This is a genomic window from Devosia sp. MC521 (genome assembly GCF_014127105.1).
Classification (GTDB): Bacteria; Pseudomonadota; Alphaproteobacteria; order Rhizobiales; family Devosiaceae; genus Devosia.
In genome coordinates this window covers 236176-261559 of the sequence record NZ_CP059902.1, presented here as the reverse complement: position 1 = coordinate 261559, position 25384 = coordinate 236176, and the positions used below count along the sequence as shown (strand labels likewise).

Genomic DNA, 25384 nt, shown 5'->3' with positions numbered 1-25384 from the left:
ATTTGTCCGTAAAGTCAATGTTTGCACTGCAAGTGTCTGATTTGACTCAACGAATGTTAGCGATTTTTTAACCACTGAATAAACGGGGAAAATCCCGCCCAACTCTTGATCCTGATTCAGCCCATGTCGTAGTATCTGAGACATCGGGAGCACGATATCTCGTGTGGCGGACCCGGCAAGCATACGAGCCCTAGAGTCGAACTGGCTGCTAATGCCGTATTGGCAGCTCAATGAAGGATTCTGTTTTGACAGTAGCATCAGGAGCACAGGCCGTTGGCTGGACTGACGATCGCGTCGAACTGCTGAAAAAGCTTTGGATGGACGGCCTGAGTGCCAGCCAGATTGCCGGAGAACTCGGTGAAGGCGTTACGCGCAATGCCGTGATCGGCAAGGTCCATCGCCTCAAGCTTTCGGCTCGCGCTAAGCCAACCAACACTGCTCCCCGCGCCCGTCCGGCAGCGGCTCGTCCAGCGGCACCTCGCCGCGTGGCCGCTCCAGCAGCAACCCCGATCAGCACTATGGCTCCCAAGCCACGCCCAGCGGCACCAATGCCGCGCCCACAAGTTATGGGTGCGACTGCACTGGCCATTGAGCCTCAGATGGAAGCGGAACTTTATACCGCTCCGGCAGCCGCCGAACTCTTCATCCCAGAAGATAAGCGCCTCAGCCTCCTGCAGCTCAATGAACAGACCTGCAAGTGGCCGATCGGCGATCCGCTGACTAAGGATTTCTACTTCTGTGGTCAGCACAGCCTGGAAACCGGCCCATACTGCGAGTTCCACTCGCGTCGTGCCTATCACCAGCTGGAAAAGCGCAAGCGCTAATCCCACAAGATTAAAGATACAGGGCGCTCCGATCGCCCTTTTTCTTTGCCTTAAATTCTCGAGCGGCGTGTCGCGGCAGAGGTCCCGGTCGCGTTCGCCCCCTCCAATGGCCCATACAGACAATAAAAAAGGCGCACGAGGCGCCTTTCTTGTTCGTCTTGGCATTGGCTTAGGGCAAGTAGATTTCCACCCGCAGGCCTTCGCCTTCTGCCGCGCGCGAACGGATCGCAATCTGGCCGCGATGGCGCTGGACGATATGCTTGACGATGGCAAGACCCAAGCCCGTGCCCTTCTTCTTACGGCTCGCTTCAGCATCGATACGATAGAAGCGCTCCGTCATCCGTGGCACCTGTTCTGGTTCAACGCCAACACCACGGTCGACCACCGACACCAAATAGCGCGCACCCAAACGATTGACCGTCGTCAGCGTGACATCGACATATTTGCCGGACGCGCCGTATTTGATGGCATTATCGATAAGGTTCTCAAACACCTCATAGAGCTGCCCACGGTCGCCAGTTGTGACCGCAGCGTCTTGTGGCAGGCTCAGTCGTACCTCCACCTCAGCCGCGTCGGCAATCCCTTGCAGCCCTTCGCGCACTTCACGCAAAAGCCCAGAGAGATCGACAGACCCAGTGGGCAAAACATGCTGATGCATTTCGATACGCGATAGCGACAGCATATCATCGATCAGGCGGCTCATCCGATCCGCTTGCGCACGCATGATGCCGAGGAATTTTTCTCTCGCTACACTATCATTGGCCGCAGGGCCGAGCAGGGTATCGATGAACCCCATGAGCGACGCTAAGGGCGTCCGCAACTCATGGCTGGCATTGGCGATGAAGTCCGAGCGCATCGCGTCCACACGCTTAAGCTCAGTCAGGCTCTGGAAGGTAATGAGCAACTGACGGTCTTCGTCGGCGAACCAGTTCACATTGGCGATCTGCAAGGGCGCAACGACAACACGATCCCATGTTTCCGACGGCACGGTTTCGTGCAGTTCAAAGCTGCGCGTTTCGCCGGTCTTGAGCGCGCCATCGATGGCCGCAATCAATTCTGGGTTGCGCAAGCCCAAGGTCAAAACCTTGCCGGGCTGCATTCCTGGGTACTGCCGTCCCACCGCGTCATTGCGCAGAATAACAGTCCCACGGCGATCAATCGTCAGCGCCGGGTCGGCTAGGGCATTGACCACCGAGGCCATGCTGCCGACGGGCTTGTGTGGGGCCACGACGGGGACCTCAATGGTCTTGGTCACGGTCAGCGTGCGCACAGGCAGGAAGACTACAAAGAGCAAGAGAAGCCCAATACCGACCATAGCCAGATCAAGGCGCAGACCGCCCAGCATGGCAAAAATTGCGGTGACGAAAGTTGCGGCGATCAGCAGCGGGCCATAGGTTACCAACCTCGCTGCGATTGCTTGGATGGCAGGCGCGTCTTCTGCTTGTTGGTCGTACATGTTGGGCCGGGGACTCACGTTTGCATACCCACCTCTTGCGTGGGACCGAGCTTTCTATCACGCTCTATTTGACAATGGAGCGACAGCACGATGAGCGATGATCTCGACGGCTTTGATATCAACAATCCAGAACTCCCGCGCAGCATAAAGAAAGCAGCATTCTCGTCTGGTAGCTTTCCTTATCAAGATAAGCTAGGCGACGAGGAATACACAGAGCAGATGTATGCTCTGCAGAAACAACTTGTCCTGCATCAGGCGTTTATGAGCAAGGCCAAGACGAGAACAATTATTATTTTCGAGGGTCGAGACGCAGCCGGCAAGGGAGGAACGATCGAGCGGTTCGTTGAGAACCTCAATCGTCGCTACAACATGGTTGCTGCTCTTCCTAAGCCGAGCGACCGTGAAGCCACCCAATGGTACTTTCAACGTTACATCGACTGGTTTCCGGCGGCCGGAGAGATGGTTCTTTTTGACCGCTCTTGGTACAACCGCGCTGTCGTCGAGCCGGTAATGGGGTTTTGCACCCCAGAACAGACCGAACATTTCCTCGACGAGGCGCCCGAATTCGAGAAGCGCCTGACCAAAGACGGCATTAAAATATTCAAGCTCTGGTTGAGTATTGGCCGCGAAATGCAGCTCAAACGCTTCCATGACCGCCGCCATGATCCGCTTAAACAGTGGAAGCTGTCGCCGGTCGATTTAAAGGCGCTGGACAAGTGGGATGAATATTCTGCTGCCCGCGACGAAATGCTCCGGCGCACCGATAGCAAACACGCGCCTTGGACGATCATTCGCGCCAATGACAAAAACCGTCTGCGCCTCAATGCTATCCGCACCGTGCTGCACGGCTTGGACTATGACGGCAAAGACACCAAAGAGATCGGCAAGATCGACAACAAGCTCGTTCTCAATGCCGACGAGTTCTTGAAGCTCGACGGCGAGTAATAAAAAAAAGGCCCTCCCGGTGATCCCGAGAGGGCCTTTGTGGTTTGGCGTTGGTTAGAACGCCCATTCACCCTTGCGTATCACTGGCTCGCTCGACCCGTCAGCATTGACCCCGTCAATGTCGATCTGGTCCGAACCGATCATCCAGTCGATGTGGATGTTGGACGCATTGCCACCGCGCGCCGCGATCTCGTCCTTGGACAGGTTCTTTCCGTCCACGAAGCAATCGGCATAGCACTGGCCCTGCGCGATGTGGCACGAGGCGTTCTCGTCGTAGAGCGTGTTGAAGAACAGAATGCCCGAAGCCGAGATCGGCGAGGAATGCGGCACCAGCGCAACTTCGCCGAGGTGGCGCGCGCCTTCGTCGGTGTCGAGAACCTTGTTGAAGAGGTCGGCGTTCTTGGCCGACTTGAACTCCACGAGACGCCCGTTTTCAAAGCGCGCCTGCATTTCTTCGATCAGCGCACCATTGTGGCTCAGCGGCTTAGTGCCCGCGACATAGCCTTCAGCACGCAGCTTGTGCGGGGTGGTGAACACTTCTTCGGTTGGAATATTGGGGTTGCACGTCACGCCATTCTTGGCTTCCGACGCGCCGCCCTTCCACTTATGACCGTCGGCCAGACCGATGGTCAGGTCGGTGCCGGGACCGGTGTATTTGAGCGAAGCGAAGTTCTTTTCGTTCAGCCAGGTGTAGCGACGCTTAAGGTTGGCATTGTGCTCTTTCCAAGCGCCAATCGGATCGGCCTGATCCACACGGCTCGCCTTAAAGATGGCGTCCGCCAGCTTTGCGATTGCTTCTTCTTCGCTATCATTGGGGAAGACGAGCTTGGCCCAGGCCGGCGTTGGGTAGGAAACAATGTTCCAGTTGATGTCAAAGCCAGTGATCAGCTCCATCGCTGGCTTATAGGCCGCCGAATTGGCCCTCATAGCGCGCGAAACCTTGTCCGGGTCTTGGCCGGCAAGCATCATCGGATTGTCGCCCGAGATCGCGAGGCGCGCAGCATTCTTCTTGTAAGCCTCGGCCATGCCCGAATAGAGCCAGCCAGCGCTGTGATCAAAGCTGGCATCATTGCCATAGCGATAGCGTGCCAAGGTCGCTTCTTCATCGGAGTAGATGGTCGTGACCAAACCGGCACCGGCCTTATAGGCGTGCTCGGTGATGCGGCGCACCAGTGGCGCTGCCGTCATCGGTGCAGTGATAACCAGATCCTGCCCTTCAGCAAGCTGCAGACCCACTTTGATTGCGACTTCGCCGAGCTTGTCGAGCTTGACCGGATCGATGGGAGAATTGCTCACGGGGAGTGCCTTCGTCTTTTGAATCGTTGGGGGGAGCCTACTGCTCTCGCGCCAACAACGCCACACTTCGAAATCGGAAAATTTGTTGACTTAAATCAAAGTTTCGAGGGCTCGGGAGGTTCAAACCAAGGACATCTAAACCACGGAGTAAAGCCATGAGCATGACAGTCTTAATCGTTGGTGTTCTTGCATTTTTTGGTACTTTTGCCGGCGTAATCGGCTATGTGCAGTACCAGACGCGTGGCATGGCAGCACCGGGTTCGCTGCCAGTTCAATAAAGATCAACTTCGCTGTTCGGGGGGACGGCGATGAGAGTGGGGTGGGCCGGCTCTGTGCCTGCAGGGCCTGACGCTAACCTGCGCCCCGCCCCACTCACCTTTATTGTGACACGGTTGCATCACCAGCCGATCAGAAAATTTCAGCCACTTGGCAGCGACACTGGGTTGTTCTAGAACCCGGTGTCGCTTCATTCTTTTTAAGGGAGACGTCTGATGAACTCATCTGTGTATCGCTCCCTTCCGGGAATTAGCTTCCGCTAAGACGCCCCGGCCGGGCATGTTTAATGCCCACTTCTTCCCAATTTTCCCAGCAGTCCGATTGGCCCTTTGGCCTCCCGTTTCTTCGGTCCCCGACTGCTCATTCAAAATTCCGTTTTGAGGAACCGACGCCGGAGAGCGGGGTCGGTGGACGCAAATGACTCGCAAGAAACTCGATTTCCGAGCGGACGCTTTTAGAAACGTGCTGGGGTTCACCTTCCGGCATTGGAAAGGCCAACCGGTTCGTATTGCTACAATCATGGGTCTCGTCATGCTGGCCACTTTGGCCGAAGCGATGAGCCCAATCTTTGCTGGCCGCCTCGTGGATGCGGTCGCCGGTCAAGGCAATGACGCGGTCACAGCCGCGATCACGGCCTTCGTGACGATGAGCAGCCTTTATCTGTTCTCCGTCATCATGCGGCAGCTGACGTTTTTCAACATCATCAAGCTGACGCTCAAAATGATGGGCGAAATCGCCTCGAGCGCTTTCCATCGCGTCCAGCGCTTCTCGACCGATTGGCACGCCAACAGCTTTGCCGGCTCAACCGTCCGCAAGATCACGCGTGGCATGTGGGCGCTCGATCTGATGAACGACACTCTGCTCGTGGCACTCGTCCCTTCGCTCACCATGCTGGTTGGCGCGACCATTATTCTGGGTCTGCAGTGGCCAGTGATGGGCCTGCTCGTTGGCGTTGGCTCCATTATCTACATCACCGTCACGCTTACCCTCTCCACCGGCTACGTTGCCCCTGCGGCAACGCTGGCCAATGCCTGGGACACCCGCATGGGTGGCGCTCTTGCCGATGCGGTCAGCTGCAATTCGGTGGTCAAGGCCTTTGGCGCTGAACACCGCGAGGAAAATCGCCTCTTGGGCGTTATTCGCAAGTGGGACAGCCGCACCCGTCGCACATGGCAGCGCGGCACCATCAATGGTGGTGTGCAGGGCCTGATGATGGCGATGATGCAGACCGCCATTCTGGGCCTTGTCATCTGGCTGTGGACGCAAGGGGAAGCAACCCCGGGCGACATCGCTTTTGTGCTCTCGATGTTCTTCCTGCTCTCGGGCCATTTGCGCGACGTGGGCCACCACATCCGCAATCTGCAGAAGTCGGTCAACGATATGGAAGAGCTGGTCAATCTCTATAGTCAGCCGCTCGGCATTGATGACAAGCCCGGTGCTACGCCCATCAAGATCACCGAAGGCGCGATCGCATTCAACGACGTGCGCTTCCAGTATGGCTCGCATCAAACCCCGCTGTACGACAATTTCTCGGTGTCGATTAAGCCGGGCGAACGGGTTGGCCTCGTGGGGCACTCGGGCTCGGGCAAGACCACTTTCGTCAAGCTGATCCAGCGCCTTTATGACGTCAACGGTGGTTCTGTGACCATCGATGGTCAGAACATTGCCGAGCATCAGCAGGCTTCGCTCCGTGCGCAACTCGCTATCGTTCAGCAAGAGCCGATCCTCTTCCACCGCACTCTGGCAGAAAACATCTCTTATGCGCGCCCCGGCGCAAGCTTGAGCGAAGTGATGGAAGCGGCCAAGCAGGCCAATGCGCACGACTTCATCATGCGTCTGCCCAAGGGCTATGAGACCATGGTGGGCGAACGCGGGGTGAAACTGTCGGGCGGCGAGCGTCAGCGCGTTGCCATCGCACGCGCATTCTTGGCTGATGCACCCGTACTGATCCTCGACGAGGCCACCTCCAGCCTCGACAGTGAAAGTGAAGTGATGATCCAGGAGGCGATGGAGCGCCTCATGGAAGGGCGCACCACTTTGGTGATCGCGCACCGTCTCTCCACCGTTCGCGCGCTCGATCGTCTGTTGGTTTTCGACAAGGGCGAGATCGTTGAAGAAGGGAGCCACAATTCCCTCATCCGCCTCGACGGCGGCATCTATCGCCGTCTCTTTGAGCGGCAGGCGCTAGAACTCACCAAAGGCCTAATCGACTAATAAAAAGGGCACCCTCAGGTGCCCTTTCTCATTCTTAGAACATGCGGTCGCCAGCGGCCTCGATATAGGCCGTTTCCTCAGGCGTATTCTTGCGCCCCAGTGCGGCGTTGCGCTTGGGGAAGCGACCGAATTTGGCGATCGTATCGCGGTGCTCTTTCATGAAGTTGAGCGTGCCTTCGTCGCCATAAAGTCCGTAAAGGCGAACGCCTTCATCCTGAACGACAAGGCTTTCTGCGTGCATATGGGGCATATAGAAAAACGTCGCCCAAGCATGGTCCACCGCGTCATCTGCGCCAGCGGACACGGCCTCTTGGGCGAGCGCCAGTGCCATCTTGTCCTGCGCAAAAGCCTCAGGCTTGCCGCGATGCAATTGGCGGGAGAACTGGTCGAGCACAATAATCTCAGCCAAGCGCCCTTCAGGCGTTTCGCGCCAGTGCCACGCTTCCCCGCGCGCCACTTCGGCGTGGAGTTCTGTGAAGCGCGCCGCTAGCTTTTCGTCAAAGGCAGGATCGCCGCCAAACCAATCTTTCGGCCCATGCTCGACGAACCAGAAATCGAGTACGGCTTTTGCATCCTGCATGAAAACGCTCCTAGGCAATGAAATTGGACCACCTTCATATCGAAGATGGTCCAACGGGTCATTAAGCAACGAGTTCGAGACGGATGCGGTTGCCGAAGGGGTCTTGGGTCTCAAGATCATTTCCGACCACTGCAACCGGAGCCCCTGCCTTTTCAAGGCGCGCCTTGAGTGCGGCAAGGCTATCGGCATCCGGCAGACGGATGGTGAACCATTTCAGACCCGCAGCGCCCGCTGGGGGCAGGGGTGCATTTGGCCCGGCCCAGACGTTAAACGCCAGACTGTGGGGCATGTAGTCGAGACCAACATCCCCCATCCCATAGGAGTGGATCAGCAGGAACCCGGCAAAGCCGACGACGTCACGATAAAAGTCCATCGCCTTGTTGAGATCATTGACATGAACATGGACGTGACCAATGCGCGTGCCCGCAGCCATGCGTGGCAAAAGCACAGGGTTGCTGCCAAGCTCGCCAAGAAGACCATCGAGATCAATCGGGTCGCGGCCAGAATGGAGCTTGCCATCGGTGGTGACTGCATAGGACTCGCCCTTATCGGGGTCATTCAACGTGCCGCGCCATGGTGTTTCAAGCGTAATCTCGATGCCATTCCCATCCAGATCCCAGAGATAGATGGCTTCCGAGACAAGGTGGTCGGTCGGCGAAATGCGGACATTGCGCTGCAGCGCACGAACCGCCATCTGCGCCAGTTCTGCGCGCGACACGACATGCAGCGCAACGTGATAGAGGCCGATTGTGCGTGGCACGACCGGGCGATTGGCCCCGGTTTCAAGGACAATCAACGGAACCCCGCCCGCGCCAAGGGTGAGCAGATTACCCTCTTCCGAGATCAAATCGAGCCCAACAACATCCTGCCAGATGGCGAGGGCCTTGTTGCGTTCGGTAACGGCGATATGGACAGGACCAAGCGTCGTGGTCAGTGGAAGCACCGGCTTGGAGCGAACATTAGTCTGGACAGATGCGTCGATCATTTCGTGCCTCCTTCGGCAAAATCATTGACCCTGATGTAGTCCGTTCCGGCGTTCACACAAAGCGGCCGACGCCGAAGGCTTCGTTCGATAGACTATACCCAATCAAATCCACGACAGACGTTCTACCGTCACGGCGCATCAAAAGGGGAGATCAAGCGCAAGTCCGCCAGAAGCGCGTCCCGCGCGATCACACCGATGCTGCCGGAGCGTCTCTGTGTCTCTTGGTTGAGGCGCACGACAACATAGGCCTCCTGTCCCTTTTGCGCCCACCCAACATACCAGCCCCAGCCCCTCGCGTAATCAAAGCTTTGGTCGGCGCGACGAGGATAGGCGGAACCGGTTTTGCCATAAACAGCCCAGCCATTGACGGCGCCACCGGGCTGCACTAGCGCACGCGCATTCGCCTGTGCCTGCGCGCTCACGGGAAGCTGGTTCTTTAACAGATCGAGCAGAAAGCGAGCCTGATCGCGCGGCGAGATGAGCAGCGAGGAGGACACCCAAGCGCGGTCGAGACCATTGTTCTTTCCCTCATCGCCGGAAAAATCGGCATTGCCATAGCCAAAGCTGCGGGCATAGCGGGTGAGAACCTCTGGGCCAAGAAAGCGCGCTATGCGCTGGGAATACCAAAGCGTTGATTTGATCATCCATTGGGTCGGATTGGTGTTTTCTTGCCAATTGGCGCCCCAATCGGGATCGCCTTTGAAAAACTCCAGAACGGGTTCGTTTGGGGTTTTGATGCAACCTGCGTCGAACCCCATCACCGCGAGAGGGACTTTAAACGTAGAAGCAGGCGTGACTGGCGTCGTGCAATCGCCGCGCTCAAAGACAATCGCGCCGGTCTGCACATCGCTCACCAGTGTGCACACCTCTTTGGCCTGGGCAGGAGCCCAAAGTGCCAACGCCACGATCAATGATAGTATAATGCGCATACGCCCCTCCACAGCCGGCCTCAAAAACGAATGACAAAAGCGACAGAAGTAGGACCAGAACCTGTGCCGACACTTGAGCCGAGCTTTTTCATGCGCCCCGCTGTGGTCGTTGCGCCTGCCCTGCTTGGCGTCACCCTGCTCATCAACGGTGTTGGCGGAATTATTGTCGAGACTGAGGCCTACGCGCCCAACGATCCCGCGTCGCACAGTTTTCGTGGTCCCACACCGCGCAACCAAGCCATGTTCGGCCCACCGGGGCACGCCTATGTCTACCGCATCTACGGCATGCATTGGTGCCTTAACTTTGTCTGCGACAGCGGCCACGCCGTCCTTATCCGCGCCCTTCAACCCACCACCGGGATTGAGATAATGGCCGAAAGGCGCGGCACCATTGTCACCAAGCAATTGTGCTCGGGGCCGGGAAAGCTGGCGCAGGCCTTGGGGGTGACCAAAGCTCTCGATGGCGCGCCGCTTTGTGCCCCAAATGCCCATTTGGTGCCCACCGACGAGCCCATAAGTGCCAGCACTGGGCCTAGAATTGGCCTATCAAAGGCCATTGAGGTGCCATGGCGTTTTGGGCTCATGGGCTCCCCCTTCTTGAGCCGCCCTTTTCCCAAGTCGTAATGCCTCGCTTCGGGCTGCAATCTGGGCATGATCCATCACAAGGCCGCTGCAAGTGTTGCCACCCAGACTCACCCGTGATTCAAGGGTGACGTGGAAGCCATTGAGTCTCATGATCTGTTCTCGCCCCAACGCCAGCAGCGCCCGACGCCGCTGGCAGTTCTGCGCGATATATTTGGGCACAAGAACTTCCGTGGCCAGCAAGGCGATGTGATCGAACACGTCGTTGGCGGGGGCGATGCTGTCGTTCTCTTCCCAACTGGCGCTGGTAAATCAATGTGTTACCAGATCCCAGCCATCTGCCGCCCCGGCGTTGGCATCGTCGTTTCTCCCCTCATCGCCCTGATGCGCGATCAAGTGGAAGCGCTCAAACAAGCCGGTGTCGCTGCCGCTGCGTTGAACTCCTCCCTCACGGCCGAAGAATCCGCTGAAGTGCGCAGAAAGCTGCGACGCGGCGAATTGGACCTGCTCTATGTGGCACCCGAACGCGTGGCCACACCGGGCTTTGCGCAGATGCTAGGTGATTGTGAAATCAGCCTATTTGCCATCGACGAAGCCCACTGCGTGAGCCAATGGGGCCATGACTTCCGCCCTGAATATCGCGAACTCATTCATTTGGTTGAGCTTTTTCCGGGCGTGCCGCGTATTGCGCTGACCGCGACAGCCGACCCGTCGACCCGCGAAGACATTATCGAACGCTTGGGGCTTGAGCAGGCCGAGGTCTTCACCACCAGCTTTGACCGCCCCAATATTTCCTATTCGATTGTCGAGCGCGATAAGGCGCGCGAGCAGCTTTATGATTTCCTCTCCAGCCATCGCGGCGAAAGTGGCATCGTTTATTGCCTCAGCCGCGCCAAGGTTGAAGACCTTGCCGATTGGCTAGAGCGTAAGGGGATCAAGGCTTTACCCTATCATGCCGGGATGAGTTCCGACCGCCGCAGCGCCCATCAGGACGCCTTCCTCAAGGAAGAAGGCCTTTGTCTTGTGGCCACCGTGGCCTTTGGCATGGGCATCGATAAGCCCGACGTGCGCTATGTGGCGCATATGGATTTGCCTTCATCTATCGAGGCTTACTACCAGGAAACCGGCCGCGGCGGACGCGACGGCCAGCCCGCCGATGCCTGGATGAGCTATGGCATGGCCGATGTGGTGCAGCGTCGCCGAATGATCGACGAGGGCAATGCGCCCGACGAGATCAAGCGCCTAGAGCATAGCAAGCTCAATGCCTTGCTCGGTGTCTGCGAAACCGCAGGCTGCCGTCGACAAGCCATTCTCAACCACTTTGGCGAAGCTCATCCGGGAAAATGCGGTAATTGCGACACCTGCCGCTCACCGGTCGAAAGTTGGGACGGCACCGAGGCCGCGATCAAGGCTTTGGCCGCGATCTATCGGACCGGAATGCGGTTCGGCGCAGCCCATGTGATCGATGTACTGACGGGCAAAGAAACCGAGAAAATCCAACGCTTTGGCCATCAACACCAGAAGGTTTTTGGTCAAGGTAAAGAGCTCGACGCCAAAAGCTGGCAGTCCGTCATCCGCCAGTTGACGGCACAAGGTCTGATCATCGTCGACCACGCCAACCATGGGGCGCTGACACTCTCCGAAAATGCAGGGCTGGTATTTAAGCGCGAACGCACGGTGATCTTGCGCAAGGACCGCCCGAAGAAGGCCCTTGAGGTTCGCCGTTCGCTGCAAAAGGCGGTTGAGCTACCAGCCGAATGCCAGCCCCTATTTGACGCGCTGCGCGAAGAGCGCCTGCGCCTCGCCAAGCTGCAAGGCGTTCCACCATATGTGATTTTCCATGACGCGACGCTTCGCGCCATGGCTCTCGCACGGCCTACACACCCTCATGATATGCTGAACCTTCCCGGCGTTGGCCAAGGCAAGCTTGATCGGTATGGCGAAGACTTTTTGGCGGTCGTTCGCGCTAACATCTAAAACCACGGCCAGTTCGCAAATCCAAAGCGTCTCGGCGCAATTCGAGAAGGTGTTCTATGGAATTGGGCAAGAGCGGCAAGGGTAGTCGGCTCCAGATCGTGGACGTCGCGCGCGGCGTAGCGATCATCGCTATGGTCATCTACCACCTCTTCTGGGACCTCTCTTACTTTCGCATCTTCCCGGTTGACGTAGGCTATGACCCGGGGTGGGTGTTTTTCGCGCGGTCCATACTGTTTACATTCATGTTTCTGGTCGGCGTAGGGCTGGTCTTGGGCCATGGAACGGGTGTGCGTTGGCGTTCATTTTGGAAGCGCTGGGCCTTTGTGGCCGCAGGTGCGGCCATCATAACCGTTTCCACCTACTTCACTTTTCCCGACACCTTCGTCTATTTCGGCGTTCTCCACGCTATAGCTGCCGTCAGTGTTTTGGCGCTGCCGTTCCTCTTCACGCCACTCTGGCTGACTGGACTGGCAGGGCTCATCATCGCAATCCTGCCCTTCGTTTTCACCAACCCCTTCTTTGATCAGAAGATCACCAGCTGGATCGGATTTTCTGCGGTACCGCCTCCGGCGAATGATCTCGTCCCCCTGTTTCCATGGCTCGGCGTTGCGCTGCTCGGCGTAGCAGCGATGCGGTCTATCCGCGCCAACGAATGGGACGCTCGCTTGGCGCAACTCAACTCAACCGCTGCTGTCGCTCGAGGGCTGGCCTTCTTGGGCCGCTGGAGCCTTCTTATCTATCTGCTGCATCAACCTATTTTACTGGGCGTATTGACGCCTCTCGCTGGGGCATTAGGGACACAGGAGGCGGCCCGGGAGATTGAGTTTTTGTCGGCCTGTCAGACCACCTGCGAAACCAATGGCACGACGGCTGAACAATGCGCCATCTACTGCCAATGTGGGCTCGCAGGTATCGAGCGCGACCAGCTTTGGGACCCGATTTATTCCGGCGTTTTCAATGACGAACAGCAAGACAATCTTGATGCAAACAATCGCCAGTGCTCGGTGCTGATCTATCCGGAGTTGGAAGGAACGCTACCCGAATTGTGAGGTTCTTTTGTGGGCGGCGTGTCAGCCCCCTCACCCGACCCCTGGCCGACCAAACCTCAACACCGTCCTTACCACCAGATCAAGTCGGGTGATGACGGGGTTGAGGGGGCGGGGCGGTACGGGACGTTCGCGGCGGCTAAGTGCTTGCCGCTTTGGCATTGGCGGAAGCGACCAGTTCGTCGGGAATGTCGTCGAAGCTGGCGTAGTTCATATTGTAGAGCTTTGAGTACAGCCCACCCAACTCCATGAGCTGGTTGTGATTACCCTCTTCGATCTTTTCGCCGTTTTGCAACACGATGATGCGGTCAGCGCCACGGATGGTGGCAAGGCGATGGGCGATAACCATGCCTGTGCGACCCTTGAGCAAGATTTCGAGCGCCTTTTGGATTTGGCGTTCGGTGTAGCTGTCGATATTGGCGGTCGCCTCGTCGAGGACGAGAATTTTCGCATCGGCCACTAGCGCGCGGGCAAAGCTGAGCAATTGGCGTTGGCCGAGTGAAAAGTTTGAGCCTCGTTGTTCCAACGGGGTGTCATAGGCTTCAGGAAGACGAGCGATAAAATCATGCGCGCCGACGGCTTTGGCAGCGGCAATGACGTCGTCACGGGTAGCCGTCAACTTGTTGTAGCGAATGTTTTCGAAAATGGTGCCGGTGAAGAGGAAGGGCTCCTGCAAAACCATGGCCACCTGCGCCCCAAGGCTCTCTTGGGTCACGTCGCGTACATCGTGACCACCGACAATCACCGCCCCGTCCTGCACTTCGTAAAAGCGATGAACGAGCGACATGGCCGAGGTTTTGCCAGAACCCGTTGGGCCAACGAGAGCAACGGTTTCGCCTGGGTTGACCTTGAACGAGACGTTCTTCAACACCGGGCGCTTTGGATCATAGCCGAAAACGACGTTGCGGAATTCGACTGAGCCATCCATGTCAGCGCCGAGGGTTTTGGCATCTGGCTTGTCGTCGATGACCACTGGCAAGTCGATGACTTCCATAATGCGACGCCCTGACGTCATGGCGCGCTGCATGATGGAATATTGCATTGTCAGCGAGCGGATCGGATCAAAAAAGCGCTGGATATAGAACAGGAAGGCGACGATGACGCCGACCTGCAAATTGCCATTGAGGACCATGGCGCCGCCGACGACGATAACAGTCGCCATGGAAATGCCGGTGAGGCTATCCACGATTGGTACCATGACCTGCGCATATTTCGAGCCGGTCAGTTGAGTGCGCAAATTGGCATAGGCCTTATCGTCATAGAGGTCGAAATTGACCCGCTGACGATCAAGGTTCTGCACAGTTCGAACGCCATTGATGCCTTCGGCCATAGCGCCTGCTGTGGTCGAATTAGTCTCATGCGCGGCCCAGAAAGCGCGTTTGGCCGGAGGCAACCAGAAGAGGCGGACGACAAACAGGATCGGCATAGTGACAAGCGTCAGAAGCCCCAGCCATGGATCAAGCGTCAGCAGCACGATGACAATGCCGAAGAGCAGAACAATGTCCCCGACGGAAATGATGGAGGTTTCCAGAAACTCCTGCATCGAGTTCACATCGCCCTGTAGGCGCGACATGAGACGACCGACCTCGGTCTTATCCATATAGCTCAGCGAGACGCGCTGTAGCTGGGCCATCATGGCGCGGCGCATGTCGAAAAGGACATTCTCGGCTACGTCACCGACCTGCTTTTCTTGCGTATAGGAGGCGACATAGTTCACCAAAATGGCAATGGAGAAAGCCACTAAGGCGGAGATGAGATTGTTGGTATTGCCACCTGCGCTCATGCCGCTGTCGATGGCATTGCCAATAATCAGTGGGATAGCGAGCTGGGAGCCAGTGAACACCAGCACAGAGGCCACCGAGATATAGATCTTTTTCCTGTAAGGCCGGACATAGGCCCAGATGCGTCGCACGGTTTGCGGATCATAGGCTTTACCAAACACTTCTTCTTCGACGCGATGGCTGCCAACCGAAGCGCGAGGGGGGCGCTGTCCGGGGAAAGTGGCGGTATCGCGCTCGTCGTCGGTCTCAATGACGCTCATTCTACGGCCCCTTCCAACTCTTCGGTGGGGCGGGTCTGCAGATCGTAAAGGGCGGCATAGCGCCCGTTGAGCGCCAGCAGCTGATCATGTGTGCCCCGTTCAACAATCCGGCCATCTTCAAGGAAGAGGATGAGGTTGGCATGCATGAGCGAGGAAAGGCGATGAGCGATTATCATGGTGACACGATCAGAAGCGTAGCGGCGGATAGCGCTGCGAATACGGTGTTCGGTCCCCGCATCAATAGCGGCGGTTGAATCGTCGAACACCATAACCGCCGGTTTCAATACGAGGGCGCGGGCGATGGAGAGGCGCTGGCGCTGGCCGCCAGACAAGGACACGCCACGCTCGCCGACGACTGTGTCGTAATCGGCAGGCAGGCCCGCGATATAATTGTGCAATTGAGCGCTCTCAGCAGCGCGTTCGATCTTGCGCTCCTTGGCCCACGGGTCGCCATAGGCGATGTTGTTTTCAATCGTGGTCGTGAAGAGGAAGCTATCCTGCTGAACCACGGCTACCGAACGCCGCAGACTTTCGAGAGTCACCTTGCGCACGTCCTGCCCATCAATGGTGACGCGGCCAGAGGTGACATCGTAAAAGCGCGGAATAAGATGGGCGAGCGTGGATTTTCCTGAACCCGGCGCTCCCACGATACCGACAGTTTGACCTGCGTGCGCTTCAAAGGAAACACCGTTGAGGGTTGGGACGGTCATGCCCGGATAGGTGAAATGCACATCTTCAAAGCGCAGCGTCCCCTTGGAAACCTTGAGCGGGGTCGCGTGGGGCAAGTCTTTGATTTCTATGGCTTCATCGAGGAAGCCGAAGAAGCGCTCGCCGCATGTGGAGGCACGGGCGAAGGAATTGACCATCATGCCAAGCTGGCGCACCGGCATTTGCAAAATGGTCATGAAAGTCAGGAAACTGGCCAGCGTGCCAATGCTGATCTCGCCTGCGATGACCTTATTGCCGCCAAACCACAGCACAAGCGCCATGGAAATGAAGAAAGACAGGTTCATCGCCGAGGTGGATTTGACGCGGATTTTCACGCGGTCATGCGCCAAGGCCAGCGCTTCGGCTGAGGCCGTGTCGAATTTATCCATTTCGTATTTTTGGCCGGAGAAGGCGCGGACGACGCGGATACCGCCGAGGTTTTCTTCCATGACGCGGGTCATCACCGCGAGCTTTTTTTGCAGAACCAGCCAGGTGGAGCGCAAGGTGAGCTGTGCGATGGAGGAGTTCCAGGCGACGAACGGGACGAAGCTCAGCGCCAATACCGCCAGCAGAGGATCTGTCGAGAACAGCATGTAAGCGCCAATCCCGAGCAGCACGCAGAACAGAAAGACGCGGATAATACCGGTCGAGAAAAAGACGCGGATGCCTTCAAGATCGAGCAGGCCGATGGTGATCAAGTCGCCGGAGTGGACCCGGTCGTGATAAGAATAGGAAAGCCGCTGGACCTTTTCGTAAAAGGCCAAGCGCAGCTCATAGCCGACATAGTGGGTGACGCTTTCGGCGTAATAGTTCTGAACCAGCGTGAACAGGCCGCGCAGCACAGAGACAACGAACAAAGTTACCGCTGTCCAAAGCAGCGCCTCCTGCGCCCCCTCGCCCGCCACCGTCAGCACATGTTGTGCCTGATCTATGGCCTGCCCCAAAAGCCTAGGGATCAGCAATTGCAGGGTGGCGGCGATCAACGTCGCGCCGATCGCCAAACTGGCCTGCCAATAGTGACGGAGAGAATAGATCGCGATACGCAACAGGGGGCTTTGCCCCTTGCCACTATGGGCCGCAGCGACATGAGTTCGTGCATCACCGCGTGAACGTTCGCGGCCAGCCTTGAGGGTAATCAAGGGACTAATCCAGAAATAGTGTGGGGCCCGAAGGGGAGGCGGAAACCGGCGACCAACGATCGGGCAAATCAACTCGCCTCTCTATAAGAGGCCGAATAGACTTACCATTCAAGATGCATTTAGCGCAAAAGTATGACTGTTTTTCCGCATTGTTGGAGAATGACGGCATATTGGTCACGCATGGCCCCATGCCTAAGCAGCGATGGCCAGAAAGATTGCGCTGCGCCATGGCTTGGCGTGAGGAGAAACTTCAATGCCCGCGTTTGCCACTATCACCCTGATCGCCGTCGCTGTTTTAACGACATCGACTATTTCAGGCGTGTTCGGCATGGCGGGAGGGCTGATCCTACTGGCCCTTTTGCTCACGCTGCTGCCCGTAGCGACAGCAATTGCTGTTCAAGGCGCAATCCAAATTCTAGCGAATGGCTCGCGGGCATGGCTATCGCGTGAGCATATCGACTGGCGCATCCTCTCGATCATCTGCGCGGGGCTATTTTGCGTTGGCGTCATCCTCTTCACCATTCGCTACATGCCCGATCTGGCAACGGTTTACATCGTCATTGGGCTTTTGCCGATTTTGGTCTGGATCCCCAATCAATGGCTGCAGCTTGACGCCAGCAAACCGTTTCACGCCTTTCTCGCTGGTTTCCTTGGTGGCGGGCTTAACCTCACAGTTGGTGTTGCCGGGCCAACCATCGACATTTTCTTTATTCGCACGCAGATGGACCGCCGCCGGATTATTGCGACCAAAGCCGCGTCGCAGGTTATCTCCCATGCGGCCAAAGTGGTGTTCTATTCGGGTCTCGCTGCGGCCATGGGAATGGGCGACTGGCTCATTGTGCTGATCGCTGCGCCCTTCGCATTTGCGGGGACCAGTCTGGGCTATCACATCCTGCAGCGCATGACGGACGCGGGATTCCGCAAGTGGACACGGCTCATCGTTACCGCCATTGGCCTCTATTATTTGGTGCGCGGCCTGATGATGGTTGGCGGGGTCTGATTTCCTGTGGGATTACAGGATTTTGCTAAAAGCGGTTCACACATTTGATGGCATTGGATTATGGTGGCTTAGGGAGACACCATGGCACCATTCGACAGCGTAACCGCACGACTGATTTTGCTCTTGGCAGAGACCGGCTCTATCGGCCGCGCTGCAGAGCGGGAAGGTATTGCATCTTCAGCGGTTAGCCGCCGAGTTTCGGACCTTGAGGCGCGCCTTGGCGTTGTGCTTTTTGATCGCTCCGCTCATGGCGTGAAGCTGACAAAAGCAGGTGAGGCCTATGCCGATGGGTGTCGGACCGTTCTACGATCGATCGCGGATCTTGACGCCATCATGGCCGATTTCAGCTCGGGGTCGCGCGGTAGCCTGCGGCTGGCATGTACTGGCTCTGCACTAACTGGGCGGTTGCCTGAGTTGCTGGCCAAGTTTGCCGGCAAGTATCCGGGCATTGAAATTGCAATTCGCGAGATGGGCGCGGCCAAGGCGCTGATGGCGCTCGACGAAGGTCAGGCAGATGTCGCTATTGTCTCGGACAATTATGACTTTACGCGTTTTGATATTCGGCCTTTTGAAGACGAACGCGTCTGGGTATTGGCACCACCAGAACATCCCCTCGCGGAAAAGATCGAGCCGCGCAAAGCCCTCGCATTTGAGCACGCTCTTCCTTATCCAATCGTCGGCATCCACCGGACCGGCTCGCTTGATCGTCTGTTGAGTGAAGCGGCAGAAGAACAGGGAAAGACCCTAAACGAGGCTCTGCGGGTTGAGAGCTTCCCGGCGCTCGTACGCATGGTTGAAGCGGGATTTGGCATCGGCTTTTTGCGCTCAACGAGCCTCCATTTATTGGCTGGTACAGATCTGGTCTGTGCACCTTTGGCTGAGCCTTGGGCAATGCGGCAATTGCTGGTCGCGCGCCGCAAATCCTCCCCTCTTTCAGCGGCCATGAAAAGCTTTATTGCATTGGCTGGAGAGACTTACCTTCCCAACACATAAATAAGAACATCGATCTCATGTTTTCCTTTGACTCGCCGAAAAAGCGAGTCTAGGAAACCGGACAAGCACTCTCAACAAAGGGTGTTCAGTTCACTCAACCTCGATTGGATCGATCTCGTGAGCACATTGTTCCGTTCCACTGCCGTAGCTGCCGCGCTGTTTGCTGGCGCTCTTTCGATGGCCACCTCGGCTATCGCTCAGGATAAGGTTATCGCCCACGCACAGGGTGAAACCACTATTTCGGGCGTTCCGGAAAAGGTACTGGTTCAGGACTGGGCCGCGTTTGACAATCTTTCCGCTCTCGGCGTTACCGTTGCTGGCATTCCGGGCTCGAACGCTCCTGGTTACCTTGCTCCGAGCATTCCTGCTGACGCGGCCAAGATTGGCTCGCTGCAGGAGCCAGACTTTGAAGGCATCGCAGCTCTCGAAGCCGACCTTTACATCGTAGGCGCTCGTTCGCGTAACGCTTACGAAACAGCCAAGGAAATCGCTCCAACCGTTGACTTGTCGGTCGACAATGGCGCGATCATCGATGGCCTCAAGACCAATTTGACCAAGCTTGGCGACATCTTCGGCAAGCAGGACAAGGCAGCTGAGCTGATCGCCAACGTCGACGCTAAGGTCGCCGAAGTGAAGGCCGCTGCTGAAGGCAAGGGCACCGCTCTGGTTGTCGTCACCAATGCTGGCAAGCTCGGCGTATATGGCCCAGACAGCCGCGTTTCCTGGCTCTACAATGAAGTCGGCATGCCATCTGCTCTCGCTGCGGTCAATGACGGCGACCACGGTGGCGACGCTGTAACCTTTGAATTCCTGCTCGAAACCAATCCTGATTGGGTCTTCGTTGTCGACCGCGACGCCGGTGTTGGTAACGAAGGTGGCGCGAAGGCTCTGCTGGACAACGAACTTTTCAACCAGACCACTGCTGCCAAGGAAGGCAACATCGTTTACGTTGACCCACAGGCCGCTTACATCACCATGAATGGCTATTCGGCAGTAATGCTGCTGCTGGATCAGGTTTTGTCTGGCCTCAACGGTTAAGCTTTGCATTCAGGGGTCCGACTGGTTAGACCGGTCGGGCCCTTTTCTATTTCCAGTAGACGGAAGAACGGAAAGCCGATTGCCCGCTCTTATCGCCGCCTTTTTTGTCACGATCGCCTTGGCGATCGTCAGTTTATTTGTTGGCGTCAGTGATGTTTCACTGACGTCATTGTTGTCTGGTGGGATGGACGGTCGTCCGGGCGAAGTGCTGCTGATCAGCCGTATTCCGCGCACCATTGCTTTGGTCCTTGCAGGCGCCTCTATGGCGATCTCGGGCCTTGTGATGCAGATGATCGTGCGCAATCGTTTTGTCGAACCAGGCACGACGGGTACGAGCGAGAGCGCGACGCTCGGATTCCTTACCGTTACCCTCTTAGCGCCCGGTTGGCCGCTGATGGCCAAAATGGCCGTCGCAGCGCTGTTTGCACTGGGGGGCACGGCTCTCTTCTTGCGTGTCTTGCGCGCCATACCACTGCGCGATGTGCTGCTAGTACCGCTGGTGGGCATAATGCTCGGTGGCATTATTGGCGCGCTTGGCGCCTTTATCGCCTATCGCGCCAATCTCATGGGCTCGCTACTGGCGTGGAACATGGGCGATTTCTCCGGCGTGATCCGTGGCCGCTATGAACTGTTGTGGTTCGGGTTGGCCGGATGCGTTCTCGCTTACATCGCCGCAGATCGGTTCACCGTAGCAGGCATGGGCAAGGATTTTACCACCAATCTTGGGCTCAACTATAGGCATGTGATGTTCCTCGGCCTGCTGATTGTTTCGGTGGTGAGCGCCGTGGTCCTCGTCTCGGTCGGGTCAATTCCCTTCCTTGGGCTGATTGTTCCGAACCTTGTGAGCATGCTGATCGGCGATAATATGCGCCGCACGGTGCCGTGGGTCGCTATTGGCGGCGCGGGCATGGTGCTGGCCTGCGATATCGTCGGGCGCATCATCCGCTATCCCTACGAAATCCCAATCTCAGTGGTTATGGGTGTGGTTGGCGCAGTGTTGTTCCTCTACCTGCTGCTCCGGACGCCGCGAGGTGCAAAATGAGCACCGCTGCCATGTCGACCAATCCCCTAGCGCGGCTCTCGCGGCCTGCCTGGGTCCTTATTATTCTTTCGGTTCTTGCCGTTGCGTCCGTTGTGCTGTTCATGACCCTTGGGGCTAAAGGCAGCTGGAGCTTCATCTTGCCGTTCCGCGGCAAGAAGCTGCTCGGTCTCGTGTTGGTGGCCTATGCGGTTGCCGTCTCGACCGTGCTGTTCCAGACAGTGACCAATAACCGAATTTTGACCCCCTCAATCATGGGCTTTGACGCGCTTTACGTGCTGATCAAAACCTCGATTGTCTTCTTCCTCGGCGTCGGCGCTCTGACATCGATCTCAAGCGAGTTGCAGTTCATCTTCTCGCTCGTCGCAATGGTCACTTTCTCCGGCCTGCTCTTCCGTTGGTTGTTCCTCGGCGAAGAGAGAAGCCTGCACCTCTTGGTTCTGGTTGGGATAATTTTCGGTACGCTGTTCAGATCCTTTGCAAATCTCATGCAGCGCATGATGGATCCGGGCGCATTCAACGTCTTGCAGGACACGCTGTTCGCCAGCTTCTCGACGACTGATCCTGCGCTTCTGGGCATTTCCTGCGTCATCGTCGGCGTCGTCAGTGTGGTCGGCTTCCGCATGATGCATGTCTATGACGTGCTCAATCTGGGCCGCGCGCACGCTATCAATCTGGGCGTGGACTATAAGCGCACCATCGCCATCATCCTCGTATTAGTGTCGATCCTCGTCTCGGTTTCGACCGCACTTGTCGGCCCCGTCACCTTCTTCGGGCTGCTGGTTGTGACGCTTGCGCACTCGCTCATTGGCAATTCACTTCACCGCTTTGTGCTTCCCGCTTCGGTGCTGCTTGGGATAATTGCTCTGGTGGGCGGGCAGACCCTGCTCGAACGCGTATTCGCATTTGACACTGCACTTTCGATCATCATCGAATTCCTTGGTGGTGTTGTCTTTATTGCCCTCGTGCTGAGGAGATCCGCCCGATGATTATTACGTCGGAAGTCACCAAGAATTACGGCTCTAGCTGCGTCGTCGACGGCGTTACACTGGAGCTGCCACAGGGTGGCGTGACCTCCATCATCGGCCCCAATGGGGCGGGTAAGTCGACACTTCTGTCCATGGTTTCGCGCCTGATGGCGATGGACAAAGGCAGCGTGACGATCGGCGGATTGGACGTGACCACGGCCAAGAGCGATGATCTGGCAAAGCGGCTCTCGATCCTCCGCCAGGACAACCACATGACGGCGCGCCTGACCGTTCATGACCTCGTGTCATTTGGACGTTATCCGCATTCCAAGGGGCGGCTTAATGTGCAGGACAAAGAGCATATTGACCGCGCAATCAAGTACTTGGACCTAGAGGCACTCTCAGGGCGTTTCCTTGATGAACTTTCTGGTGGCCAACGGCAGCGTGCTTTTGTGGCGATGGTTTTGGCGCAGGACACGGACTATGTGCTGCTCGACGAACCGCTGAATAATCTCGATATGAAGCATGCCATGGGCATGATGAAGCTAATGCGTCAGGCCGCTGATGACCTTGGCAAAACAGTAGTTTTGGTGTTGCACGACATCAACTTCGCCTCTTGGTACTCAGACCATATCGTCGCCATGAAGCTGGGCAAGGTCGCCGCTCAGGGGACGGTCAAAGAGATCATCAAGCCGGAAGTGCTCAACCCCATTTATGAAATGGATATCAATGTGCACGAAATTGGCGGGCAGTTGATCTCGGTCTATTACGGCTGAGCGGGCAAACCGTCCTCATAGCAGACGATACGGCCCCGTCCCTCGGCCTTCGCCCCGTAGCAGGCGGCATCGGCTTCGCCCATGAAGCCAAGCACCGATGCGGGACCCGAAGTGATGAGTGTCAGACCGGCGCTGGCTGAAACACGATGGACCTGCCCTGACCATTCAAAGGCAAGCGCTGTGATGGCGCGGATGATCTTCTCGCCGACCCGCAGGCCGTTTTCCCTTGAGCAGCCATTGAGGATGATGGCGAACTCGTCGCCGCCAATGCGTGCCACTGTGTCATGGGTCCGGCAGCAATCGCGAATGGTCTTGGCGACCATCTTCAGCAGCGCATCACCGGCGGCGTGTCCGGCCGTGTCATTGACCGGCTTGAAATGGTCGAGGTCAATGAAGATCAGGCAGGACGGTTTTTCGGTCTCACGCGCTGCAATAATCGACCGGGCCAGCGCCTTCTCGAAGGCGGCGCGATTGGTGAGATCGGTCAGTGGGTCGTGGCTGGCAGTATGGGCCAGCTGGCGCTGCAGCGTGCGACTATGCGTTACATCCTGGAAAATCAGCACGGCACCAATGACTTGATCGGCACTACCGATGACGGGGGCGGCGGTGCAGCGGATTTCGCGGGGCGTGCCGTCAGTTCCGATGAGCTCGGCATCGTCTTCCACCCGGATGGCCGCGCCTGGTTTAAGGCAGGCCTGCACCGGGCATTCCATCTTCATACCACTGGCGTGATCCTGGAGGTTGAGCACGTCGCCTACGGGCAGGCCGCGCGCTTCCGCAGCGCTAATGCCGGTGAGATGCTCTGCAGCGGCGTTCATGAAGTCCACCCGCCCTTCGGCATCGGCCGAGATCATGCCATCGGCCACCGAGGCCAATATGATGCGCAGGCGCTCCTTTTCCTCAGCCAGTTCCTGCTCGACCATCTTGATATGGGTGATGTCGGTATCAGTACCGATGGTCCGCAGCGGCGCGCCGGCCTCATCCCATTCGACGGCCCGACCGCGGCTGAGAATCCAGACATAGGAGCCGTCCTTTCGGCGCTCACGATATTCGAGGCCCTGGAAAGTTTCATCGCTCTGAGCCTGACGGTCGATATTGGCTTTCACCGCAGGCAGATCGTCCGGGTGAATGCGGGAATGCCAAGCAGCCGTGGCGCCGTCGACCCATTCGTCCGGACCAAGGCCGCGCATCAGACGCCAAGCGGCGGAATAGAAAATGCTGGCAGTACGGTAGTCATAGTCCCAGACGCCCTGACGGGCGCTCTGGAGGGCAAAGCGCCAACGCCTTTCGGTATAGATGAGGGCTTCTTCGGCCTTTTTCTGTACGTCGATACTGGCGAGCTGCAGGATGAACAACGCCACCTTAGATGTCGCCTCAAAGCGCTGTGCGGCGACCAGAACCCATATCGGGTTGGCGTCGGCGTGGCTGAGGCGATGTTCTCCATGCAGGGACGATATTTCCCCGCGCACCAAGCTCTCGAACTGTAGGCCTAGCGCGGTATCGTCAGTGGGATGGACGAGATCGGACAGGTTCCGACCCTCCATATCTGATGACTGACGGCCCAGGAGGCCGGCACAGGCGGGATTGGCATGCACGATGGCACCGCTTGCCTCGATCAGCATCATCCCGAAGGGCTGGTGATCAAAGATACGCACTGCGTCCCTCAGGGCCCCATCCATCCACTGGTTCTGGGCTGCGGCAGGTAAAACCCTATGTGGCGGTACCATGACTGTCGCTCATTCCAACCTGGAAAGGATGAAATCGCGCTCTTTAGCAAGGCCGTGCCATTCCGAAGGCTCACGCGCATCGAAGATGAGTGTATAGGGCCCCTGATATCGCGCTGCCTCAGCAATTGAGATGCACTGAGCGTAGTCGTCTTGATTGAGCACGCCATCGATGAAATCGGCCTTGGCGTGACACAACTCTGCGCGTGGGAAGATGGATTTGAGTTCGGCGTATTTATTGGGGCCAGTAAAATTGCCGAAGTCTGCCAAGAGGCCAACACGGCCATCCAGCCGATCGAGAAGCGTGTGGACGCTTTCTGGCGTTGAAAGCAGATCGTACCAGTTCTCGGTGACGATGCGCGTCTCGCCGCTGTTGGCTTTGAGAAGATTTTTGAAGCCTGCCAATGAGGCCGCCAATGTTTCGGGGCGAGGCTTTTGCTTACCTGCAATGACGCGTGCGTTTTGCGCGCCCAAAGCATTGGCCACTTCCACCCATCCGGCAATCCAATTGGTATCGCGCTGGTGATGGATTGGGTCGGTCATGTCGCCTGCATCAATGAGCAGGGTTTGTAACGTGACCTTGGCGATGTTGAGCTGATCGCGCAATTCAGCAAGGTAGATGGGGTCTCGGCTGCGCAAATGAAATGAAACAATCTCGAGCCGGTTATAACCATGATTGGCAAGTACCGAAGGCAGGCCGAGCAATGTTTCGGTGCCCGAACCATATGTTTCGGCCATCCCCGTAACCTCATTACTATCGAGGTCGTGGGGATAGGTGGTGCCCAACAGCCGATGGAGCGACCATGTAGACACAGCTATTCGGTGCGCAACTTCGGTCATTTCAACAT

At 57.3% G+C, this 25384-nt stretch carries 22 protein-coding genes; 13 read left to right on the top strand and 9 right to left on the bottom strand.

Annotated features, from left to right (window positions below; genetic code table 11):
- Positions 1-245 precede the first annotated feature (245 nt).
- On the top strand, positions 246-824 hold the full coding sequence (locus H4N61_RS01225; RefSeq protein WP_282567612.1) for a GcrA family cell cycle regulator: 579 nt from the start codon (positions 246-248) through the stop codon (positions 822-824).
- Between the two features lie 169 nt (positions 825-993).
- On the opposite strand, the gene H4N61_RS01220 is transcribed toward H4N61_RS01225, so the two are convergent.
- Positions 994-2280 (bottom strand): ATP-binding protein, encoded by a 1287-nt coding sequence (locus tag H4N61_RS01220; protein ID WP_169196188.1) that lies wholly within the window; start codon positions 2278-2280, stop codon positions 994-996.
- Positions 2281-2370: 90 nt separating this feature from the next.
- Here H4N61_RS01220 and ppk2 point away from each other — a divergent pair, with 90 nt between their 5' ends.
- On the top strand, positions 2371-3225 hold the full coding sequence (ppk2, locus tag H4N61_RS01215; protein WP_169196189.1) for a polyphosphate kinase 2: 855 nt from the start codon (positions 2371-2373) through the stop codon (positions 3223-3225).
- A 54-nt stretch (positions 3226-3279) separates the two neighbouring features.
- Here ppk2 and H4N61_RS01210 read toward each other — a convergent pair whose 3' ends face one another.
- A complete protein-coding gene (locus H4N61_RS01210) occupies positions 3280-4521 on the bottom strand; it encodes an aminopeptidase (RefSeq protein WP_182394774.1) in 1242 nt (413 codons plus the stop codon).
- A 155-nt stretch (positions 4522-4676) separates the two neighbouring features.
- On the opposite strand from H4N61_RS01210, the gene H4N61_RS18435 reads away from it, so the two are divergent.
- Both H4N61_RS18435 and H4N61_RS01205 read left to right on the top strand, forming a co-directional pair.
- Positions 4677-4799, top strand: a complete 123-nt coding sequence (locus tag H4N61_RS18435; protein WP_282567611.1) for a hypothetical protein — start codon at positions 4677-4679, stop codon at positions 4797-4799.
- A gap of 415 nt (positions 4800-5214) precedes the next feature.
- The gene (locus H4N61_RS01205; RefSeq protein WP_169196191.1) at positions 5215-7011 is read left to right on the top strand and encodes an ABC transporter ATP-binding protein; all 1797 of its coding nucleotides are present in this window, start codon (positions 5215-5217) and stop codon (positions 7009-7011) included.
- A gap of 34 nt (positions 7012-7045) precedes the next feature.
- On the opposite strand, the gene H4N61_RS01200 is transcribed toward H4N61_RS01205, so the two are convergent.
- From H4N61_RS01200 to H4N61_RS01190, 3 genes are all read right to left on the bottom strand, one after another.
- Positions 7046-7591, bottom strand: coding sequence for a DUF924 family protein (locus H4N61_RS01200; protein ID WP_169196192.1), 546 nt, complete (start codon positions 7589-7591; stop codon positions 7046-7048).
- A gap of 61 nt (positions 7592-7652) precedes the next feature.
- Positions 7653-8576, bottom strand: coding sequence for a VOC family protein (locus H4N61_RS01195; protein WP_169196193.1), 924 nt, complete (start codon positions 8574-8576; stop codon positions 7653-7655).
- Positions 8577-8704: 128 nt separating this feature from the next.
- Entirely contained in the window at positions 8705-9505 is an 801-nt protein-coding gene (locus H4N61_RS01190; protein WP_182394773.1) for a class D beta-lactamase, read from the bottom strand.
- Between the two features lie 30 nt (positions 9506-9535).
- On the opposite strand from H4N61_RS01190, the gene H4N61_RS01185 reads away from it, so the two are divergent.
- The 3 genes from H4N61_RS01185 to H4N61_RS01175 all read left to right on the top strand — a co-directional run bounded on the left by H4N61_RS01185 (position 9536) and on the right by H4N61_RS01175 (position 13113).
- Positions 9536-10129 (top strand): DNA-3-methyladenine glycosylase, encoded by a 594-nt coding sequence (locus tag H4N61_RS01185; RefSeq protein ID WP_169196195.1) that lies wholly within the window; start codon positions 9536-9538, stop codon positions 10127-10129.
- Between the two features lie 90 nt (positions 10130-10219).
- A complete protein-coding gene (gene recQ, locus H4N61_RS01180) occupies positions 10220-12064 on the top strand; it encodes a DNA helicase RecQ (RefSeq protein ID WP_169196196.1) in 1845 nt (614 codons plus the stop codon).
- 56 nt (positions 12065-12120) lie between these two features.
- Entirely contained in the window at positions 12121-13113 is a 993-nt protein-coding gene (locus tag H4N61_RS01175; RefSeq protein ID WP_182394772.1) for a heparan-alpha-glucosaminide N-acetyltransferase, read from the top strand.
- A 136-nt stretch (positions 13114-13249) separates the two neighbouring features.
- On the opposite strand, the gene H4N61_RS01170 is transcribed toward H4N61_RS01175, so the two are convergent.
- Positions 13250-15151 carry an ABC transporter ATP-binding protein gene (locus tag H4N61_RS01170; protein WP_169196198.1) on the bottom strand — a complete coding sequence of 634 codons (1902 nt, stop codon included), beginning with the start codon at positions 15149-15151 and terminating at the stop codon, positions 13250-13252.
- Positions 15148-16998: an ABC transporter ATP-binding protein gene (locus H4N61_RS01165; protein WP_182394771.1), complete on the bottom strand. Its 1851-nt coding sequence runs from the start codon at positions 16996-16998 to the stop codon at positions 15148-15150. Before H4N61_RS01165 ends, H4N61_RS01170 begins: the two co-directional genes overlap by 4 nt.
- Before the next feature lie 253 nt (positions 16999-17251).
- Between H4N61_RS01165 and H4N61_RS01160 the strand changes: the two genes are divergently transcribed.
- The 6 genes from H4N61_RS01160 to H4N61_RS01135 all read left to right on the top strand — a co-directional run bounded on the left by H4N61_RS01160 (position 17252) and on the right by H4N61_RS01135 (position 22812).
- Entirely contained in the window at positions 17252-17998 is a 747-nt protein-coding gene (locus tag H4N61_RS01160) for a sulfite exporter TauE/SafE family protein (RefSeq protein ID WP_182394770.1), read from the top strand.
- Positions 17999-18079: 81 nt separating this feature from the next.
- Positions 18080-18991, top strand: coding sequence for a LysR family transcriptional regulator (locus H4N61_RS01155; RefSeq protein ID WP_169196201.1), 912 nt, complete (start codon positions 18080-18082; stop codon positions 18989-18991).
- Positions 18992-19108: 117 nt separating this feature from the next.
- A complete protein-coding gene (locus H4N61_RS01150) occupies positions 19109-20029 on the top strand; it encodes an ABC transporter substrate-binding protein (RefSeq protein WP_248306548.1) in 921 nt (306 codons plus the stop codon).
- 79 nt (positions 20030-20108) lie between these two features.
- Entirely contained in the window at positions 20109-21071 is a 963-nt protein-coding gene (locus H4N61_RS01145; protein WP_169196202.1) for an iron chelate uptake ABC transporter family permease subunit, read from the top strand.
- A complete protein-coding gene (locus tag H4N61_RS01140) occupies positions 21068-22057 on the top strand; it encodes an iron chelate uptake ABC transporter family permease subunit (RefSeq protein ID WP_169196203.1) in 990 nt (329 codons plus the stop codon). The genes H4N61_RS01145 and H4N61_RS01140 overlap by 4 nt, the downstream gene beginning before the upstream one ends.
- Positions 22054-22812 carry an ABC transporter ATP-binding protein gene (locus H4N61_RS01135; RefSeq protein ID WP_169196204.1) on the top strand — a complete coding sequence of 253 codons (759 nt, stop codon included), beginning with the start codon at positions 22054-22056 and terminating at the stop codon, positions 22810-22812. Before H4N61_RS01140 ends, H4N61_RS01135 begins: the two co-directional genes overlap by 4 nt.
- On the opposite strand, the gene H4N61_RS01130 is transcribed toward H4N61_RS01135, so the two are convergent.
- Both H4N61_RS01130 and H4N61_RS01125 read right to left on the bottom strand, forming a co-directional pair.
- The gene (locus H4N61_RS01130; protein WP_182394769.1) at positions 22803-24467 is read right to left on the bottom strand and encodes a diguanylate cyclase; all 1665 of its coding nucleotides are present in this window, start codon (positions 24465-24467) and stop codon (positions 22803-22805) included. The two genes, H4N61_RS01135 and H4N61_RS01130, sit on opposite strands and share 10 nt — an antisense overlap.
- Before the next feature lie 81 nt (positions 24468-24548).
- Positions 24549-25376 carry a TIM barrel protein gene (locus tag H4N61_RS01125; protein WP_182394768.1) on the bottom strand — a complete coding sequence of 276 codons (828 nt, stop codon included), beginning with the start codon at positions 25374-25376 and terminating at the stop codon, positions 24549-24551.
- Positions 25377-25384: the final 8 nt, after the last annotated feature.